This window comes from Cognataquiflexum rubidum, from assembly GCF_022538115.1.
GTDB lineage: Bacteria > Bacteroidota > Bacteroidia > Cytophagales > Cyclobacteriaceae > Cognataquiflexum > Cognataquiflexum rubidum.
Genome location: NZ_JAKZAL010000008.1, coordinates 101226 through 120640 on the forward strand (window position 1 = coordinate 101226; position 19415 = coordinate 120640).

Genomic DNA, 19415 nt, shown 5'->3' on the forward strand with positions numbered 1-19415 from the left:
TTTTTTTCCTCCATAGATTTGAACCACCTCTAACAGGTTTTTTTAGGATCATTTCAACATTTCAAATTCCTCAAGTCTTTTTTAGAATTGGACCGAATTTTTTTACTTTATCCCAACCTTATCAATAAATGTTTGATTCCTGAAATGGGAAAAGTTGAGTTTTATTTAAGAATTTTGACATGTTATAAAAAGAAAATTGCATTTCATTCAAAATTTGTTTTAATCCCCGAAAGATTATTTTATATTTTGACCTGAATTTCCGAGTCATGCGAGTAAAAAAATATTCAGTCTTTTTTTTGATGCTAGCAGTGATGCTATTGACTGGAATTTTTGATGCTCACTCTCAAGTAACTACCCTAGGCAAAGAATTTTGGTTTGGGTTTATGGAGAACAACGGAATCCCCCCCGAAGCCCCGGATCAGGGTATTGTGGTGATTACTGCCAGTGAACCTGCAGAAGGGGTTTTGGAATATGCAGGAAGGTCATACCCGTTTTCTTTAACCACAGGTCAGCAGTTTTTCCATCGGATTAATGATTTTGATATCCTTCACAGGACTTCGGGAATGATTGAGTCAAAGGGAGTGTATATCCTTTCGACAGGAAATGTTTCTGTATATGCTTTTAATGAAAGATTTAGATCCGCCGATGGGACCGTGATTTTACCCATTACCACTTTGGGAAAAGATTATTATATCACTTCTCACTATGAAGTAATGACCGCAATAGTCAATTACAATGCAAACATCAACAATGAAAGTACCCTTTTGGTGGTCGGTGTAGAGGAAAATACCAAGATCGAAATTACCCCCTCCGTATTCACTTTAACCGGAAATGCCCCTTTGGTTCCCTTTACCATTACACTCAACAGGGGTCAAAGCTACCAAATCAAAGCAAGAGGAGACCTCACCGGCACCAGGGTAAGAGTAATTGGTGAAAATGTTGAAGAATGTAAAAACTTGGCGGTCTTTGGCGGAAACAAATGGACCAGTGTCGGGGATTGCGGTCAGGCAAATGACAACCTTTTCCAGCAAGCGTATCCTGTCAATACCTGGGGAACCGAATTTTTCCATATTCCATTGGCAGGAAGAACTTCAGGTGAATTGGTAAAAGTTTTGGCCTCAGAAGATAATACTTCGGTTTTCATTGATGGCGTACTTAGAGGAAATATCAATGCCGGAAAGTTTATTACCCTTGATTTCAAAGCCAACCAATTGGCAAGCATCCGCACAGATAAACCTTCCTCAGTGACTGTTTTTGCAAAAAGTCAAGCTTGCAATGATTCCACACTGCCGCTTTTCAATGAAGGGGATCCGTTTATGATCACCTACAGCCCCAATCAGCAATTGTTGAAAACCATCACTTTTAATGCCCTTCAGCTGCCTTCTATTACTAGCCATTATGTCAATATCATAGTAAAAACAGCCTCCAAAGACCAAACAAGATTAGATGGAAGCAATGTCGGAAATCAGTTTGCGCCGATTCCGGGAAGCAGCGAATATTCTTATGCCAGGATTTCAATCTTTCAAGGTGCACATTCCTTGAGTAATCCTCAGGGCCTGATCGGTTATGTTTATGGATTTGGATTTATAGAATCGTACGGATTTGCAGTGGGGGCCAGTCTGGATAATTTAAATTTTGAAACAAAAAACAAATATGATTTTGAGGTATTGGGAGATAAAGTAGCCTGCTATAACCATGAAAGTTTGTGGGAAATCAACCCGGAGAATGAACTTTTTACTTATTTCATTTGGGATTTTGGCGATGGTTCAGATCCCGTTGTAGGCAAGGAAGTTCCGCATACCTACACTGAGACCGGTGATTATGAAATCAAAATCATAGCCGCCATCAGTGAAAATTCCTGTGATGAACAACAGGAGGTCAAATTCAATGTGTCAGTCATCAAGACCGTAGCTGAAATCAAAGGAATTGCAAAAGCTTGTCCATTGGTAGAGGAGATTACTTATGGGATCAAATCCGGAATGGATTTTTCCAAAGTAGACTGGAAAGTAGAAGGTGGGGAAATCATCGATATAGATGAAGAAAACCTCCAAGTGACGATCCGTTGGGGCGCTGCAAATCCCAATGCCAAGATTACAGCTTTGCCATTTACTTCCCAGGGATGTCCAGGCGAAGAAGTTATTTTTGGGGTTGTAATCAATCCATTAATCGATGCAGGTGCCCCTGAAGGCTTGGCTGAAATCTGTTTTGGTCCCGATCGGGTGGATGAATATGTGGTGGAATCAGAGTATTCGAATAGAGGGTACGAATGGTTTATTGAAGGAGGCGAATTTGTAAATGGTAATGAAGGAGGTAAAGTACAGGTAAAGTGGGTGAACCCTGGAATAACCGGAAAAATTTGGTATAGAGAATACAGTCTATTGGATGATTTTTGCGAGGGTACCTCACCCAAACTAGAGGTGGTAGTCAATCCTTTATTGGTTGCTGCTGCTCTTCAAAAAACCGATGTACTTTGTTTTGGAGAATCCAATGGTCAAATCCCACTTGTCGTCAACGGAGGGAGGCCACCCTATACATATCAATGGAGTCACTCCTCCACTCTAAATTCTCCTACAGCCATCAATTTAACTGCCGGAATCTATTCAGTGAAGGTCACAGACTCTTTTGGCTGTTCTATATTGATCGAAAACCTGGAAATCAGGCAGCCTGAAATCCTTGAAATCCTAAATGTATCTACTGAAGGGACGACATGCTATGGAAGACCTGACGGAAAAGCCAACTTTCAAGTTCGTGGAGGTGTTGGTCCATATTCCATTGATTATCAGTCGGCTATTATCAATGGAGGTTTGATTAGCCTCGATGGACTCGAAGGCCAACTCCAATCATATATCGTGAAAGATGCTAATGGGTGCACTATCCCTGTAACCTTTACTATAAATTCTCCTATTGCTGCAATAGCCGATGTAAGGATACAAAAAGCAAGCTGTCCGGGGCAATCAAATGGTGAGCTTTATGTCAGTGAGACCAAAGGCCTCGGGCCTTTTACCTATACATGGGAATATAATAATTCCCAAGGCTCTAGTTTGGAGGGGATTCCAAGGGGTATCTATGAAGTAAGTATCAGGGATAGTAATGGCTGCATCAGCGAAGGAAAAGGAGAGGTGGTTGAGGAAATGCCTGTTTTCAGAATGCCTACAGGTTTTATTCCTAGAGACGGTCTTTATGGTCCGGTTGCAAATTGTGAGCTACCGTTTCTTTTAAAGGTATTCAACAGATGGGGCAGTTTGGTGTATACCGGCGACTCCGGATGGGACGGAAAAGTAAATGGTGAAGATGCCCCAATAGGGTCATATTCCTACCTTGTGATCTTTGAAGTAAGTGTAAATGGCAAAATAACCATTAATGAAGACAAGGGGGTTTTCGCTTTATTGAGGTAATTCAATATCGATTTGTGACGGTTCGAAAGTTGTAACAGATTTAGGAGCAGTCTCCGAGGAGAATTAGAGTAAGCAGGAATTTTCATTTTTTTAAGTTGGTAAAAATATTTTTTGAACCTGTTTACAACAAATTGCTTTAAAAAACACTTCCATAAATATGTTTTGTGACTATACACAAAATATTATTGATAAATTCGACATCGTATAATGTATTCTAATTGAGAATGCGGTTCCAAGGTAAAGTTTCCATGTGTATTTTGGGTTTGATGCTGTTTTTCAGCGGTTTCAATCCTTTGTATGGACAATCATCCACCATTGGAAGAGAGTTTTTTTTAGGTTTCATGGAGAACAACCGTATTGTTCCCAATAGAATAGACCAGGCCTCAATCATAATTTCTGCAAGTGAAGACGCAAGTGGTATCATCCAATTTGTCAACAATTCTATTCCATTTTCCATAAAATCCGGGGAACAGTTTGTGTATGATTTTCCCCAAGAGGGTTTGGACATTATCCACCGGACCTCAGGAAAAATAGAAAACCTGGGTGTATATATCAGTGCAAATGGAAATATTGCCGTGCATGCTTTCAATTTTCGGCAAAGAAGTGCTGACGGAACTGTGGTGCTGCCGCTTTCTTCTTTGGGAAAAGATTACATGGTAACGGCACATGCCGAAAAATTTGCTGAGGGTGTAACAGGAGGAAGCAATATCAATTATGAAAGTACGCTTTTGGTTGTCGCTGTGGAAGACGATACCAACGTCGAAATCACTACCACCACAGCCACAGTCAATACGATTCCTGCAGGAGCCCCCATCAATATCAAACTCAAAAAAGGAGAGAGTTACCAAATCAAAGCCATCGGTGATTTGACAGGAACGAGGGTGAGGGTCATTGGAAGTCAGGAGGATGATTGTAAGAATATCGCAGTCTTTGGAGGAAATAAAATGACCTCTGTCGGCACTGATTGTGCAGGGACTACGGGTGACCATTTATACCAGCAAGCTTATCCGATTTTTTCTTGGGGAAAAGAATATATCCATGTTCCCCTGAAGGGCAGAACCTCAGGCGAAATGGTCAAGGTATTGGCATCAGAAAACAACACCCAGATTTTTGTAAACGGTGTTTCTAAAGGCAGTCTGAATTCCGGGAAGTTCTCCACTTTTGTTTTTGGACCCGAGGAATTGGCAAACATTACTGCCACAAAACCAATTGCTGTCACCGTTTTTTCAAAAAGTCAATGGTGCAATATCCAAAACGGACCACTTGCAAGCAACGGCGACCCGACGATGATTACACTTAGCCCCAATCCGCAGTTGATCAAAAGTGTGGCATTTTCTGCAGTGAAAGTGGTAGGTATCATCAACCATTATGTAAACATCATTGCAAAAACAGGTACCGAAGGCGGGACGGTTTTGGATGGAGTAAATGTCGGAAATCAGTTTTCACCCGTACCGGGAAATGTAGGATATGTCTTTGCCCAAGTAGAGATATCGGAAGGAGTGCACACCATGACCAATCCGGACGGCGTGATCGCTTATGTCTACGGCTCGGGATTTATAGAATCTTATGGCTATTCCGCAGGTGCAAGCCTTTCCAACCTGAATTTCGAAACTGAGGTGAAATATGATTTTGAGGTAGAAGGGGATAAGGTTGCCTGTTTGGGTGAAACAGGTATATGGAAAATCATTCCTACAAACCCAAAATTCGAGATTTTTGAATGGACCTTTGGAGACGGAACAGACATGCAGGAAGGGCAGGAAGTCGATCATTTGTTTGAAGAACCGGGTATTTATCAAATCAAAATATTAGCCTTTACCGGTGACCGTGCCTGTGACCAGATTGAAGAGGCATTTTTTGACGTAGAAGTGGTCGAATCGTCCGGGGATATATCAGGTGCCGACAACGTATGTCCTTTGATCGATGAAGCGGTTTATGAATTTGTGAATTTCCAAAATACTGGAAAGGTAATTTGGGAAGTCACAGGTGGTGAAATTATCGACTCGGATAATTATTCTGCAAAAATCCGATGGGGTGAATTTGATCCGAATGCAAAGGTGATTGCAATTCCTCTGACAGATCAGGGATGTCTTGGCAAACCTGTTGAAATGGGGATTTTAATCAATCCTGCCATTGAACCTGAGCTTCCTGAGGGAAGAAGTCAGGTTTGTTTTGGTGAAAGCGAGAATTTCAAGTACAAAGTAAAAAACCTGATTCCTGACCGAAAATACCAATGGTTTGTCACCGGTGGCACCATCATTTCAGGTGAAAATGCTACCGAAGTTACAGTAGAATGGCAGGGAGTTGGCTCGCAGGGAGAGATCTGGTTTGAGGAATACAGTGAAATCAATACTTCCTGTGGCGGGGAATCCAAAAGACTCAAAGTCAAAGTTAATCCGCCGATGGAAGCCAATTTGATTGCTTTCACTGAAGAAATTTGTGCAGGTTCCAATTTAGGCAGAATTGAAATCCTTGCAGTTGGGGGAACAGGGGACTTTAAATTCGAATGGTCACATGACCCCTTACTGAATGGACGTTTGGCAGAAGGATTGGGAATAGGTACATATTCTGTTTTGGTAAAAGACTCGGGTGGTTGCGAAATTTTCTTTGAGAACCTTGAAATTTCATCTTCCGAAGCATTTGAATTGATCGAAACTCCTACTATCACAAATGCGAGTTGTTTTGACTTGGCAGATGGAAAAGTGGATTTTGAGCTTCAAGGGGGAACAAAGCCATACAGGGTAGAAGGATTTGATTTTGTAGCCACTGAAAATCAATTGGAGGTTTTTGGACTTCCAAGAGGGGAACACCGCTTGGTGGTTAAAGATGTTATTGGTTGTGAATTTATTTTGGAGGTGACCATCGATTCTCCTCCGGCTATTTCGGTTGACTTTCAGATTCAAAAGTTTGCTTGTTCAGGATTGGCAAACGGGTCACTTTTGGCCATTCCCCAAGGTGGAGTTGCACCGTTTTTGTTTCTTTGGGATTGGGAAAACAGTACCGCTCAGGTTATCATTGATATTCCTTCAGGAGAATATGGGTTAACTGTAGAAGATGCCAACGGCTGCCAAAAGAATGTTTTTGGGAAAATGGAGGAAGGTGTTCCCATTCTGAGGATGCCGACAGGATTTATACCCAAGGATGGCCTTTTTCAGGGTGTCAGCAATTGTGGCCTTCAATTTAACCTGTGGGTATACGACAAATGGGGAAGTTTAGTATATGCAGGAGAAAAAGGATGGGATGGAAAAATCGGAGATCAAGATGCTGTTATCGGTACCTATACCTACATGATAGAGTATTTTTTCAATATTGAAGGGGAAAAACAAACCCTGCAGCAGCGTGGGTCTTTCACTTTGTTGAAGTAGAATTGAGAAGGCTTTTTAGATTTATTGTTGGCAGTATCCTGAGATTAATTAATTTTAGATTTCAAATCATTTTTAAATCATCCTTTATAATTACATCATGAAAAAAATTTTAATCACCGGCGGTGCCGGATACATAGGTTCCCATACAGCAGTTGCACTTGTCAATTCAGGTTATGAACCTATCATCGTTGACAACTTTTACAACTCAGAAAAGTCGGCTTTGGAAGGAATCAAGTCGATACTAGGCAGAGAAGTAAAATATTATGAAGTCGATTGCCTTGACAAGACCGGCATGGAAAAAGTCTTTCAAGAAAATGAATTTTCTGGAGTGATCCATTTTGCTGCCTACAAAGCGGTTGGGGAAAGCACAAGATTGCCTTTGAAATATTATTCCAACAACATTGATTCACTGATTATTCTTTTGGAATTGATGTCAAAATACAAGGTCAAAGACCTCGTTTTCTCCTCATCATGCACCGTTTACGGCCAACCAAAAGTATTGCCGGTCACAGAAGCCACTCCGAGACAGGATGCAGAGAGTCCCTATGGCAACACCAAAAAGATTTGCGAAGATATCCTGAGGGATTTCATATTGAGTGGTGCTGCGTCAAGGATTGTTGCACTGCGTTATTTCAATCCGGTTGGAGCGCATCCAAGTTCGGCGATAGGGGAGTTGCCTATCGGTGTTCCTGCCAACCTGATTCCATTTGTCACCCAAACGGCCGCAGGCATCAGGGAGAAAATTACCGTCTTCGGTAATGATTATGACACTCCTGACGGTACCTGTGTCAGGGATTATATCCATGTAATGGACTTGGCGGATGCGCATGTCAAAGCTTTGAAATACCTGTCTGAGCAAAAAGATAATTTTTACGACATCTTCAATGTCGGAACCGGTAACGGCAATACGGTTTTGGAAGTCATTCAGACTTTTGAAAAAGTAAGCGGTCAAAAATTGAATTATGAGATTGGCCCAAGACGAACCGGCGATATCGAAAAAGTATGGGCCAATACCGACAAAATCAACAAGATTTTGGGTTGGGAAGCCAAGTATACTTTGGAAGATTCGATGAGAGATTCATGGAATTGGCAGGTTAAATTGGGGAAGAAATAAAAAATCACTACTGATTTTAAAATTTATATGTTTGAAATAGAATCGGATAGGTAATGATTGGGCAATTTTTCAAAATCATTTTTTGCAAAAAAGCTTCAAATAATTACCTTTGCCACACTCTAAACGAAGAGTATTAAAAGGAGTGGTAGTTCAGCTGGTTAGAATGCCTGCCTGTCACGCAGGAGGTCGCGGGTTCGAGTCCCGTCCATTCCGCATAAAATCTTATTTAATCTAACTTGGAGTGGTAGTTCAGCTGGTTAGAATGCCTGCCTGTCACGCAGGAGGTCGCGGGTTCGAGTCCCGTCCATTCCGCAAAAGCCTCAGATGATATCTGGGGCTTTTTGTATTTATAGAATATTTCGTTTACATCCTGAAATCAAATTCAGACTAATTTTTTATGTTGGGTACTCTTAAGATCCTTTTAAGAGATTGTCAAAACATAATTCTACTCACAAAGGATTAACTTGTAGTATGCAACCTTGGGAATTCGTATATATGGAAAAATACCCAACAAAATCAGAAGCCATAAAAAGAGAAAACTTCATAAAAGGGCAAAAAAGCAGTCATTTCATAATAAGGTTTTTATCAGGTAGTTCAGCTGGTTAGAATGCTTGTCCCGATTATCGGGAAGGTCGCGGGTTCGAGTCCTCCCGATTATCGGGACAGGCTGTCCATTCCGCAAAAGCCTCAGATAATATCTGGGGCTTTTTGTATTTATATCAAATCCTGTTTATAGAAAATTTGCAATGGTTCTCCTTTGAATCTTGGGATCAAACCACAAACAATGATCTTCAAATACAAATAATTTTTCTTCGCAATAATCTTTTTATCTTTGCCACAGTCAAAAAAACCAATTATGCTATTAGAATTCGAAAAACCGATTGCTGATTTGGAGTCCAAACTTCAGGAAATGAAGGATTTGGCCAAAGGAAGGAATATAAATTTGACTCCTGATATACAGTCATTGGAAGATAAAATTCAGACTTTGAAAAAAGAAACTTTCCAAAACCTGACCAGGTGGCAGCGGGTTCAGCTCTCCCGTCATGCTGACCGTCCATATTCGTTGGATTATATCTATGAGATTACCAACGATTTTATAGAATTGCACGGCGACCGGACTGTGAAGGACGACAAAGCGATGATCGGTGGTTTGGGAGATATTGATGGCAGGACGGTGATGTTTATCGGTCAGCAGAAAGGCCGCAATACCAAGCAGCGTCAAGAACGTAATTTTGGTATGGCCAATCCGGAAGGATACAGAAAAGCCCTCAGGCTGATGAAAATGGCCGAAAAATTTAGAAAGCCTATCGTCACATTGATTGACACTCCCGGAGCGTTTCCGGGCCTTGAAGCAGAAGAAAGAGGTCAGGGAGAAGCCATTGCAAGAAACCTCAAAGAGATGTTTATGCTCAAAGTACCAGTCATCTGCATCATCATCGGTGAAGGTGCCTCAGGTGGCGCATTGGGTATTGCGATAGGAGACAAAGTATATATGCTGGAAAATACCTGGTATTCTGTCATTTCTCCTGAATCATGCTCTTCCATTCTGTGGAGAAGTTGGGATTACAAGGAACAAGCCGCGGAAGCATTAAAGCTGACAGCACCTGATATGAAAAACAATGGCCTGATCGATGGTATCATCGCCGAACCGCTAGGCGGAGCACACAAAGACATGCAAACCATGGCAAAAACCATCAAAGCGACGATTATCGAAGCATTAAAGGAATTGGATAAAATTAAACCCGAAAAGCGGATTGATCAGAGAATTGAAAAATTCTGTGCAATGGGGGTTGTTGAAGAATAGTATCTAATTTGAATCCCACAAAAAAGCTGAACTTCTCTTCCATAGGAGGACAGTTCTCTGTTTTTTGTGGGATTTTTATATCCTCTGAGTTATGAAATTACATGTCATCAATACCGGATTTTTCAAACTTGACGGAGGGGCAATGTTTGGCGTTGTTCCAAAATCCCTTTGGTCCAAAACCAATCCGGCAGATGAAAATAACCTTTGTTCTTGGGCGATGCGCTGTCTTTTGGTAGAGGCGGGAAATAGGCTTGTATTGATAGATAATGGCATAGGGGACAAGCAGGACGCTAGATTTTTCTCCCATTATTACCTCCATGGTACTGACAGCTTGGAGAAATCCATCCGTTCCACAGGATTTGACTTTGCGGACATTACCGATAATTTCCTGACACATTTGCATTTTGACCATTGTGGAGGCGGGGTGAGGTATCATCAAGCTGATCCAAACCGTGTTGAAATGACTTTTCCCAAAGCGACCTATTGGACCAATGAAGATCATTGGAATTGGGCAATCCATCCCAATGCGAGGGAAAAGGCTTCTTTTCTAAAAGAAAACCTGCTTCCCATGCAGGAAAGCGGACAATTGGAATTTCTTGATTTGGAAAAAAAGGAATTGTTTGAAGGATTTTCTTTTATGACCGCAGACGGCCATACTGACAAGCAGATGCTTCCCAAAATCCAATACAAAGGCAGGACTGTTATCTTTGTGTCGGACTTGCTTCCTTCTGTGGGTCATATTCCCTTGCCCTATGTCATGGGATATGATACAAGGCCTTTGTTGACTTTGGAAGAGAAAAGAGTTTTTTTGGAGGAGGCTGCCAAAAACGAATATATCCTTTTCCTCGAGCATGACCCCGTTCATGAATGTTGCACTGTGAAAATGACTGAAAAAGGCGTAAAATTAGACCAAACATTCTCTCTCGATGAACTCTGAAAAAAAAATAGGAATTGCACTATCGGGTGGGGGAGTCCGCGGGGTTGCGCATTTGGGTGTGTTGAAGGGACTCAACGAACACAATATATTTCCCAATAGGGTTAGCGGTACCAGCGCAGGTGCTATTGCAGGGGCGTTGTACTGTGCAGGAAATTCTCCTGATGAAATTTTTGAAATCATTGTCAAAACGAATTATTTCAAATTTCTAAGACCTGCGATCAGCTGGACGGGGATTTTGAAAATGGATTCTGTGGAAGAATTGTATCTCAAATACCTTCCTGACAATGATTTTGCGAAGCTAAAAATACCACTGACCGTGGCGGCTACAGACATCAAAAGGGCAAGGGTTGTATATTTTTCCGAAGGTCAACTTATCAAACCGCTGATGGCATCTTCCTGTATACCGGGGATGTTTGATCCCATTGAAATTGGCAAAAACCATTATGTTGACGGTGGTGTGCTGAATAACCTTCCCGTGGAGCCCCTAGATGGAGTTTGTGATGCGATTATTGGTGTCAACTGTAACTGTCTTCAAGTAGAACATAATGTCAAAAATATCAAGAGCCTGATAGAAAGATCGGTCATCATGTCGATGAATTACAATGTCTACAGCCGTAAAAATAAATGTGATTACTTCATTGAACCACCTGGGCTAGCCCGATATGGGGTTTTTGATATCAAAAAAGCTAAAGAAATCTTCGATGCCGGATATCAGACTGCCATTGAGTACATAGCTGAGAATGAAACTATTTTGGAGTTGAGTCAAAAAAAGAAAAAATCTGTAAAAGCATGATGAAGTTTTTGTCAAGAATAGTTTTTTGGATAAGTGGCTGGAAACTGAATATCGGATGGCCTAAAGACCTCAAAAAGGCTGTGCTGATAGCAATACCACATACCAGTAACTGGGATCTGTTATACGCCCGTGCTGCCTTTTTTCTCATGGATATTCCTGTGAAGTTTACCATCAAAAAAGAAGTGATGGTCGGACCTTTGGGTTGGTTGATCAAAGCCTTGGGAGGAATAGCCATCGATAGGAAGCGGGTTCCGGGAGGAAGAAAGCAAACCTACACTGAGGCAATGACCACGATGCTTAAAGAATCCGAAGAACTTGTAATCATGGTCACTCCCGAAGGAACAAGAAGCTATGCGCCAAAGTGGAAATCAGGTTTTTATCACATTGCATTGGGAGCCAATGTTCCGATTGTGATTGGTTATCTCGATTACAAAAAGAAAGAAGCCGGGATCGGGCCCGTAATTTATCCAAATGGGAATATGGATGAACAGATTGAAGAAATGAAAGTGTTTGGAAGAACTGTGACCCCAAAATATCCAGAAAAAGGAATCCGATAGTTATTCAACTGTCAGGGTAATGTCATCAAAATATATTTTTCCTGTAGTCCTTGACCCCATCGAAAGGTAGACCACAATGTTGTCAACCTCTTCAGGAGTACTTGGAAGTGTAAGCCTGAGTTGAGTCCAATCAAAAGTTCCGGAAACGCCTATTTGGTTTAGGGTGGTCACATACCTGCCAAAGGTACTACCATTACTGTCTTCCACAGGAAATGCCCTGATAGAAATGAAAACATTGCTTTCAGGCCCTTTCAAGGCAATATCTTCACCTTTTAAAAATGCTCTTAAAACCAATTTTCTTCCCTTTTTGGGCATTGGGCCGTTGTAGGTTTGTCTCCAGGTAGCGGAGTTTGTATTAAGGCTGTCGCTGTTTTCTATAAAAAGAGACTTGCTTGCAGATCTGAAAATTTCAGTACTTGTTCCAAGTGTAAATCCCGGCTCAGTTACCGGCATCCATGGAGATACCGATCCGTCAGGGGAAGCGAGATCCGGATTTTTTAAAAGTTGTGTATTGACGGGCAAGCCATCATCCTCCGTGCAGCTGATAAAAAGGGCAAAAATGGGTATGAGAAGGGATATTCTTTTCATGAGGAATTATGGTTTCCAAAATTAGGAACGAACATTGAATCCTAATGTTTTGAAGAAGAATAATTTTGATTTTTTGTTTTACATGAAAATTATCCAAACTCCATTCCAGCGGAAAAACCCTTAGAAGGAGGAATTTTTGTGATGTGATTCTCCAAATCAATTTTAAATCCCTATATTTTTTACAAAAATCCCAAGCCTCCACATTTAACCCAAATTCACCATGCAGGACAGTATTATCACCGCCGTATTTTTACCTTTGGCTTTGGCCTTTATCATGCTTGGGATGGGTTTATCCCTCACTTTAAAAGATTTTAAAAATATTTTTGTTTACCCAAAAGCGATGATTTTGGGATTAACCAACCAACTGATTCTTTTGCCGATTTTTGGTTTTGCCCTGATTCAGTTATTTGGTTTGACAGGTGCTTTGGCTGTAGGAGTGATGATTTTGGCAGCATGTCCAGGCGGTGCCACCTCCAATTTGATAAGCCACCTGTCCAAAGGAGATACTGCACTTTCCATCAGTCTGACCGCGGTGAGTTCATTGGTCACGATTGTGAGCATCCCACTTATTGTAAACTTTGCTATTTCCCATTTTGGGGAGGAGGGAAGCATCACTTTGCCGGTTATGGAGACCATCATACAGATCGCCGGCGTCACAGTCGTGCCGGTTTCTATCGGAATGTTTCTCCATAAAAAATTTCCCAAACTTTCTCAAAAAGCTGACAGACCTGTTCGAATTGCCTCAGCAGTTTTCTTTGCACTTATCCTGATTGCCGCCATATTGAAGGAAAGGGCGAATCTGGTAGATTTTTTTATTCAGTCTGGGCAAATTACCTTGATGCTGAACCTATTGACCTTGACTGTGGGATTCTTTTTGGCCAGGGTTTTTCTTTTGTCCAAAAAACAAGCCATTACCATCGCCATCGAATCAGGTATCCAAAATGGGACTTTGGGAATCATGATAGCAGCGACTTTGCTCAAAAATTCTGAAATGACCATTCCTGTAGCCATTTACAGCTTGATCATGTTTATGACTGCTACGGTGATTATTCTGTTGACAAACAGGAAATCAGCCTGAGGTTTAATTGGGCCAATCAGGAATTACTTTCATTTTGTGGGACAGTAAGCCCCAATTTCTCACAGATGTCAGTGAAATAGTCCGGCAAATCAGCTTCTAGCTTAATCGTTTCTTTGGTCATTGGATGGACAAATTCAAACTGCCAGGCATGGAGGAGAAGGTTTTCCATTCCAAAAGTATCCCTGAAAAAATGGTTTTGCCTGTTGTCCCCATGGGTGCTGTCGCCGATTACGTAGTGCCTGTCATGAGCCAAGTGCCTCCTGATTTGATGCATCCGGCCGGTATGGGGATAAACCTTCAGGAGTGAATAACGGCTTGTAGGATATCTTGAAGTGGATGCAATCGGGATTTCATTCTGTGAAAGGGTCCAATATTCCGATTTGGCTTCCTGCAAGTCACCAATAAGCTTTTTCTTCAAAGGATGTTCTATAATCCCATGATTTTCAGTCATATATCCCCTGACTACTGTAAGATAAAATTTCTTAACATCCTCAGTAGGAAACAGTGGCTGGACAAGCGAAGCAGCTTCTGAAGACAATCCAAATACCAAAACCCCTGAGGTAGGCCTGTCAATTCTGTGAAGCGGAAAAACCTTTTGACCGATCTGTTCTCGTAGAAGTCTTTCTGCAATCAATACATTTTCTTCAAAAGCAATATTGGTACGATGTACCAACATCCCCGCAGTTTTGTTGACAGCTACAAAAAATTCATCTTGGTATAAGATTTCCAATTTTAGATTTTCCACTTGTTATGGTATTTGCCTGCGAAGGTAAAGGATTCAAAATTTTCCCCAAACTTTTCTTTCCCTGTCATTCCCACTTATCCTGTCCAAAAATCCCTTGATATAAATACCAAGGAAGGTTTTTTGATTTCGCTTATATTGGTGAAGATTATAGCCTAAAACCATCATGAAAAAACATTTACTTACAGCAGCGCTCGTGCTAATTACCTTTTCTTGGGTATTTGCACAGGAAAACAGAGAAATAAAAGTCGAATCTTCCTCAGTCACCAATGGTGAAGTGACTATCAAAGGAAAGCGCGTTCCCTACAAAACTACGGCTGGTACGATGCCGGTATGGAATGAAGACGGAAAGCCAATTGCCACTCTTTTTTATACCTATTATGAAAGAACTGATATCACGGACAAAGCAACCCGCCCGCTGGTTTTTTCATTTAACGGAGGTCCTGGATCAGGATCACTTTGGATGCACCTTGCTTATACAGGGCCTTACAAATTGAATATTGATGATGAAGGCTATCCGCTTCAACCGTATGGTATCACCCAAAACCCACATTCAATCCTCGATGTAGCGGATATTGTATATATCGATCCGGTAAATACCGGTTATTCGAGAATTTTGGACAAGGAAGTTCCGCGTTCCACCTTCTTCGGAATCAACTCTGACATCAAATACCTTGCGGATTGGGTCAAAACCTTTGTAACAAGACAAAACCGCTGGCAATCACCAAAATACCTGATTGGTGAAAGTTATGGAACTACCCGGGTAGCAGGATTGGTGCATGAATTGCAGAATGCGCATTGGATGTATTTCAATGGGGTTGTTTTGGTTTCTCCGACTCCCATGGGATTGGATAGAAGTGGTCCTGTGGCCAAAGCAAACTACCTCCCTTACTTTGCCGCAACGGCCTGGTATCACAAAGCGCTTCCTGCTGATCTTCAAAGCAGGGATTTGGACAGTATCTTGGCAGAAGTTGAAAAATACACCTTGGATGTGGTGATTCCTGCGATTTCAAAAGGAGGTTCATTAGATCCTGCTTTGAGGGCAGAGGTAGCCAAGAAAATGGCATACTATTCAGGATTAAGCGAGCAGGTGATTCTTCAACATGCCTTGGCTGTACCTACGAGCTATTTTTGGAAAGAATTACTGAGAGACAAAGGTTTGACCGTGGGCAGATTGGACAGCCGGTACAGAGGTATAGATCAAACAGATGCCGGAGAGAGATTTGACTATGATCCTGCGCTTACTGCCTGGAACCATGCATTTTCACCGGCAATGAACTATTACGCAAAAAATCTATTGAAATACAACACAGACCTGACTTACAACCTATTCGGACCGGTTCATCCTTGGGACAGAAGCAATGAAAATACCGGAAACCAATTGGCGCAGGCGATGTTGCAAAATCCCTATTTGCATGTCATGACCCAATCAGGATATTATGACGGCGGTACGGATTATTTCAATGCCAAATACAATATGTGGCAAATGGATCCTGCAGGAAAAATGCAGGAAAGATTGATCTTCAAAGGATACAGAAGTGGACACATGATGTACCTGAGAGCGGAGGATCTTGCGACTTCTAATGAAGACATCCGGCAGTTTATCCAAAAATCCTTGCCTGGAAAAGGAGTACCGGCGAAGTATTAAAAATTATAGCCAAAATCAAAAAATAAGCCGTTTCATATGAAATGGCTTATTTTTTTAGAATTTAATTTGAAAATCACTTTATCAAACCACCAAACTCCTCCAGATTTTTTGGTCTTTGTTCCAGCCCGATAGCTTCAGCAATCATCCCATAAATTTCTTCTTTTTTCTTGCCTGTTTTTCTAAGCAATTGGATGGAAGTCACATCTGAAGATTTTGAAAGCTTTTGGTTGTTTGGACCATGAAGGAGTGGATGATGGTGAAAAGTATTCTGTGCGAAAGTGTTTTCGGGCAGAAATTTGGACAGAAATACCTGTGCAATCGTGGAACCCCATAGATCCTTGCCCCGGACGATGAGGTCTACTCCATAATGGATGTCATCGACGAGAGAAGTCAATTGGTAGGAAGGCATGGCATCTTTCTTTCTTACCACAAAATCCGTCAGGATCCCCGGAAGTTTCCCGTTTACGATTCCAAGGTTAAGCTCTTTGAATGGGACATCCAAGTGCATTTTGGCTTTGATTCTCCAGGTGATCTCAGCCTGATCAAAAGGAAGATTTCTTCTCAAGCAAAACCCTGTATAATATCCCTTTGGGTTCATTTTTTCGATTTTCTTGCGGCTGCAGTCACAGGCAAACAGTACTTTTTTATTCCTCAATTCCTCAAGTGCTTTGTTGTACAAAGGCAGGCGGTGGATTTGGGCATGGTTCTGTTCAAAATCCGCCATATCTCTCGGGCCTTGGTCGTATGGGATTTCCAAAAAATCAAGTGAATCAAAAATATCCTGAACAAACCTTGGCTTATACCTTTCACGGTCAAGGTCATCAATTCTCAGCAAAACCTTCGCTCCATTTTTTTTAGCTAAATGATGGGTAATAATAAATGAATAGATATTTCCGATATGGAGAAAGCCACTTGGCGTGGGAGCAAATCTTGTCAATTTGAATTCAGACATGGGTTGGTATTGATTGAATAAGGTATTTTGAAATCTTTTTTGTAACTAGTTTGGGATTTTCCTGACAGCCAAAAAGAAAATGAAGAACTTCCAACATTCCTCTTTATCCGTAGTATTTATCCTCGTTTTTTGTTTTGGATCATGTGACTCAAAACTAACAGGAAGTAAGTTAATTCAAAAATCCATCGAATACCATGATCCAAAGGGGCAATGGCAAGAATTGAACAGGGTTTTTTATTTTGCTGATTCCCGACCCGGCAAACCGTCCAGGCAATATACTGTTCAGATAGACCTTCCGGATAATTATTTTAAGTATATCAACAGTGGCGAAAACCTTGTTTATGAGGTAGATGGTGAGAACTGCATTGGCTCTGAACAGGGAAGTAAAGACTGTGAAAGGGCCATGATGCTCCGCAATTATTAAGGATACCTTTGGGGATTGCCGATGAAGTTGAAGGACAAAGGAACTGAGATCGACAGAGAATACAAAGTGGAAGATTTGAATGGGATAGAAGCTTTTGTGGTCCGTGTACCCTACGAAAAGGACATTTGGTATTTTTACCTTCATCCCGAAACTTATGCGCTTTTGGCTTACAAATTTTATAAAGACGAAGAAAATAAGATTGGGGAAATGATCTATCTCAAAGAGGAAGTCATCGTGGGGGAAATGAAAATTCCCGCAGAACGATCCTGGTACAGGACAGAAAACGATGAGTTTTTAGGAACGGACTTTCTTTTAAAAACCGAAGACCCCTCAAGAAAAACGCAGGATTAATATCTTTTAACCATTGGAATTTCTCAAACTCATGGGTCGGAGTTAAATTCGAACTGTGAAAAAATACTTGCTCGCTCTCCTTATTTTCTTTGCCTCAGCCCAGATGAAAGCTTTATCCCAGGTTCTTACAGGGAATGTGCTTGATGGGTTGGACAAAGGTTTTTTGGATAAAGTATGGGTTATTAACCTTCAAAACAAGGACAGCAGCCTTACCAATGAAAGGGGATATTTTAGGGTCAGAGCGACTGAAGGTGACTCTATCCTGATTTCAAAAAGTTATTACATTCCCAAAATCCTGATTGCCGGAAGAGAAAAACACATCCTGACCGACATTTACCTTGATGCCAGGACACTGCCCAGATTCGATTTGTATGGTGAGAAATTTATCATCCCGTTTAGGGTAGGTAACCAATCCACCATGAGGGGGCTGACCGATGGACCGGCAGGACCGGGAAAAATCTATACCGGATTGGCCAATAATCCTTCGCTTCAGCCTGGTCTGACTTTGGATGGACCCATCTCTTATTTTATGAAAAGTGAAAGGCAAAAAAGGCAATATGCCCGCAAACTGGCATTTTTAGCAAGTCAGGAGGATTATTTGAGACTGATACAATCTGATTCGGTGATGGCTGCTTTGAAATATGAATATAACCTGACGGATGAAGATCTTGATGGATTGATCATTGAGTTTAACCTTCAGAATATCGACCACCAATTTGTGGGAATGGAATGGGAAAGAGTGGAAAAATTACTGATTGACTTTTTGGATAGCAGGTCAGGATATAAACGGAAAGAGGATTAATAAAAAAAACCGCTCCCTAAGGATACGGTCTTTCTGAACTTAAACTAGCAATTAGATAATCATTGTATTTAACTTATTTGCCAATAAACCGACTTTTCAATTGGTGCCTGGATTCCCGATAGCAAAACGTAAATATTAGCTTATGAGAGATATTTGTTTTCCCTGAACCAGGACTTATTTGTAAAGTTGAATCGATAGGCTTTTTTTAACAGTGTATACTCTAAAAGTAAAGAATCAGTTGCTTCTATCAATATTTTGAAACATTGAATCTCTTAATGCTTGACAAAAGTTTTTTTTATGATCTTTTTTTGATGGACCAAGTGACAAAAAATCTGGCTACCATTTCTCCATTTGGGTTGGTTCCCGTCGATACCATGGTCAAGGTATTGCTTTCACCGGATTTCAATTCATCCACCAATTTCTCCAATTCTTGTCCCTGGTTACAGACAAATGTTATTTTTTGGTTTGCCTTTTTGTGGTACTCTGCTCTGAAATCAACAACTAGCATACTGAAGCTCCCTTTGCCTGCCATACCTACCTGACAGAGTGCACCCGTACTCAATTCAGCTGCACCGGCCATAGCAGCAAAATAAATAGACTTAAAAGGGTTTTGGCTTCTCCAAAAATAAGGGATGGTTACTGTGCATTTTTCCAAAGACAAATCCTTGATTTTTAATCTCCAAAAGACTGCTGAGGGCAATTTGAACAACATTGCCCACCAAAAAATAAAAGGATTGCTCATCCTGCTGATATGTTTTTTTGCCTCAGGTGTCATGATTCTTGAATTAATTTGCTTCAAATTAAGCAAAAAACTGAGACGCCGTTTTTGATGTGGCATCTTTTTTGGGCAATTTCGCATTAAAACCAG

17 protein-coding genes and 2 tRNA genes are annotated in these 19415 nt (G+C 41.1%); 15 read left to right on the top strand and 4 right to left on the bottom strand.

From position 1 onward, the window contains the following. Nucleotides 1–266: 266 nt before the first annotated feature. The 10 genes from MMU05_RS10615 to MMU05_RS10660 all read left to right on the top strand — a co-directional run bounded on the left by MMU05_RS10615 (nt 267) and on the right by MMU05_RS10660 (nt 11962). Nucleotides 267–3395, top strand: coding sequence for a PKD domain-containing protein (locus tag MMU05_RS10615; protein ID WP_241141661.1), 3129 nt, complete (start codon nt 267–269; stop codon nt 3393–3395). A 224-nt stretch (nt 3396–3619) separates the two neighbouring features. Further along, nucleotides 3620–6757 (top strand): PKD domain-containing protein, encoded by a 3138-nt coding sequence (locus tag MMU05_RS10620; protein ID WP_241141662.1) that lies wholly within the window; start codon nt 3620–3622, stop codon nt 6755–6757. A gap of 97 nt (nt 6758–6854) precedes the next feature. Next, the gene (gene galE, locus MMU05_RS10625; protein ID WP_241141663.1) at nt 6855–7871 is read left to right on the top strand and encodes a UDP-glucose 4-epimerase GalE; all 1017 of its coding nucleotides are present in this window, start codon (nt 6855–6857) and stop codon (nt 7869–7871) included. Between the two features lie 139 nt (nt 7872–8010). Further along, a tRNA-Asp gene (locus MMU05_RS10630) sits at nt 8011–8084 on the top strand. Between the two features lie 25 nt (nt 8085–8109). Next, nucleotides 8110–8183: transfer RNA gene (locus MMU05_RS10635), tRNA-Asp, on the top strand. Nucleotides 8184–8300: 117 nt separating this feature from the next. Next, nucleotides 8301–8477, top strand: coding sequence for a GIY-YIG nuclease family protein (locus MMU05_RS23090; RefSeq protein WP_418884468.1), 177 nt, complete (start codon nt 8301–8303; stop codon nt 8475–8477). Nucleotides 8478–8727: 250 nt separating this feature from the next. Then, nucleotides 8728–9675 (top strand): acetyl-CoA carboxylase carboxyltransferase subunit alpha, encoded by a 948-nt coding sequence (locus tag MMU05_RS10645; protein WP_241141665.1) that lies wholly within the window; start codon nt 8728–8730, stop codon nt 9673–9675. A 91-nt stretch (nt 9676–9766) separates the two neighbouring features. Next, nucleotides 9767–10612 carry an MBL fold metallo-hydrolase gene (locus MMU05_RS10650; protein ID WP_241141666.1) on the top strand — a complete coding sequence of 282 codons (846 nt, stop codon included), beginning with the start codon at nt 9767–9769 and terminating at the stop codon, nt 10610–10612. Further along, on the top strand, nt 10602–11405 hold the full coding sequence (locus tag MMU05_RS10655) for a patatin-like phospholipase family protein (protein ID WP_241141667.1): 804 nt from the start codon (nt 10602–10604) through the stop codon (nt 11403–11405). The genes MMU05_RS10650 and MMU05_RS10655 overlap by 11 nt, the downstream gene beginning before the upstream one ends. Then, entirely contained in the window at nt 11402–11962 is a 561-nt protein-coding gene (locus MMU05_RS10660) for a 1-acyl-sn-glycerol-3-phosphate acyltransferase (protein ID WP_241141668.1), read from the top strand. The genes MMU05_RS10655 and MMU05_RS10660 overlap by 4 nt, the downstream gene beginning before the upstream one ends. On the opposite strand, the gene MMU05_RS10665 is transcribed toward MMU05_RS10660, so the two are convergent. Then, a complete protein-coding gene (locus tag MMU05_RS10665; RefSeq protein ID WP_241141669.1) occupies nt 11963–12550 on the bottom strand; it encodes a hypothetical protein in 588 nt (195 codons plus the stop codon). A gap of 220 nt (nt 12551–12770) precedes the next feature. Here MMU05_RS10665 and MMU05_RS10670 point away from each other — a divergent pair, with 220 nt between their 5' ends. Further along, nucleotides 12771–13628: a bile acid:sodium symporter family protein gene (locus MMU05_RS10670; protein WP_241141670.1), complete on the top strand. Its 858-nt coding sequence runs from the start codon at nt 12771–12773 to the stop codon at nt 13626–13628. Nucleotides 13629–13644: 16 nt separating this feature from the next. On the opposite strand, the gene MMU05_RS10675 is transcribed toward MMU05_RS10670, so the two are convergent. After that, nucleotides 13645–14373, bottom strand: coding sequence for a pseudouridine synthase (locus tag MMU05_RS10675; protein WP_241141671.1), 729 nt, complete (start codon nt 14371–14373; stop codon nt 13645–13647). A gap of 163 nt (nt 14374–14536) precedes the next feature. On the opposite strand from MMU05_RS10675, the gene MMU05_RS10680 reads away from it, so the two are divergent. Then, the gene (locus tag MMU05_RS10680) at nt 14537–16018 is read left to right on the top strand and encodes a S10 family peptidase (RefSeq protein WP_241141672.1); all 1482 of its coding nucleotides are present in this window, start codon (nt 14537–14539) and stop codon (nt 16016–16018) included. 73 nt (nt 16019–16091) lie between these two features. On the opposite strand, the gene MMU05_RS10685 is transcribed toward MMU05_RS10680, so the two are convergent. Then, nucleotides 16092–16970, bottom strand: coding sequence for a glutamate--tRNA ligase family protein (locus MMU05_RS10685; RefSeq protein ID WP_241141673.1), 879 nt, complete (start codon nt 16968–16970; stop codon nt 16092–16094). A gap of 79 nt (nt 16971–17049) precedes the next feature. Between MMU05_RS10685 and MMU05_RS23095 the strand changes: the two genes are divergently transcribed. Genes MMU05_RS23095 through MMU05_RS10695 form a run of 3 tightly spaced genes read left to right on the top strand, consistent with a single transcriptional unit; the run spans nt 17050 to nt 18547 of the window. Then, a complete protein-coding gene (locus MMU05_RS23095) occupies nt 17050–17394 on the top strand; it encodes a DUF6503 family protein (RefSeq protein WP_336246910.1) in 345 nt (114 codons plus the stop codon). 15 nt (nt 17395–17409) lie between these two features. Then, nucleotides 17410–17745 carry a DUF6503 family protein gene (locus MMU05_RS23100; RefSeq protein WP_336246911.1) on the top strand — a complete coding sequence of 112 codons (336 nt, stop codon included), beginning with the start codon at nt 17410–17412 and terminating at the stop codon, nt 17743–17745. Nucleotides 17746–17800: 55 nt separating this feature from the next. Then, nucleotides 17801–18547 carry a hypothetical protein gene (locus MMU05_RS10695; RefSeq protein WP_241141674.1) on the top strand — a complete coding sequence of 249 codons (747 nt, stop codon included), beginning with the start codon at nt 17801–17803 and terminating at the stop codon, nt 18545–18547. A 295-nt stretch (nt 18548–18842) separates the two neighbouring features. Here MMU05_RS10695 and MMU05_RS10700 read toward each other — a convergent pair whose 3' ends face one another. Beyond that, nucleotides 18843–19322 (bottom strand): DUF4442 domain-containing protein, encoded by a 480-nt coding sequence (locus MMU05_RS10700; protein WP_241141675.1) that lies wholly within the window; start codon nt 19320–19322, stop codon nt 18843–18845. Nucleotides 19323–19415 lie beyond the last annotated feature (93 nt).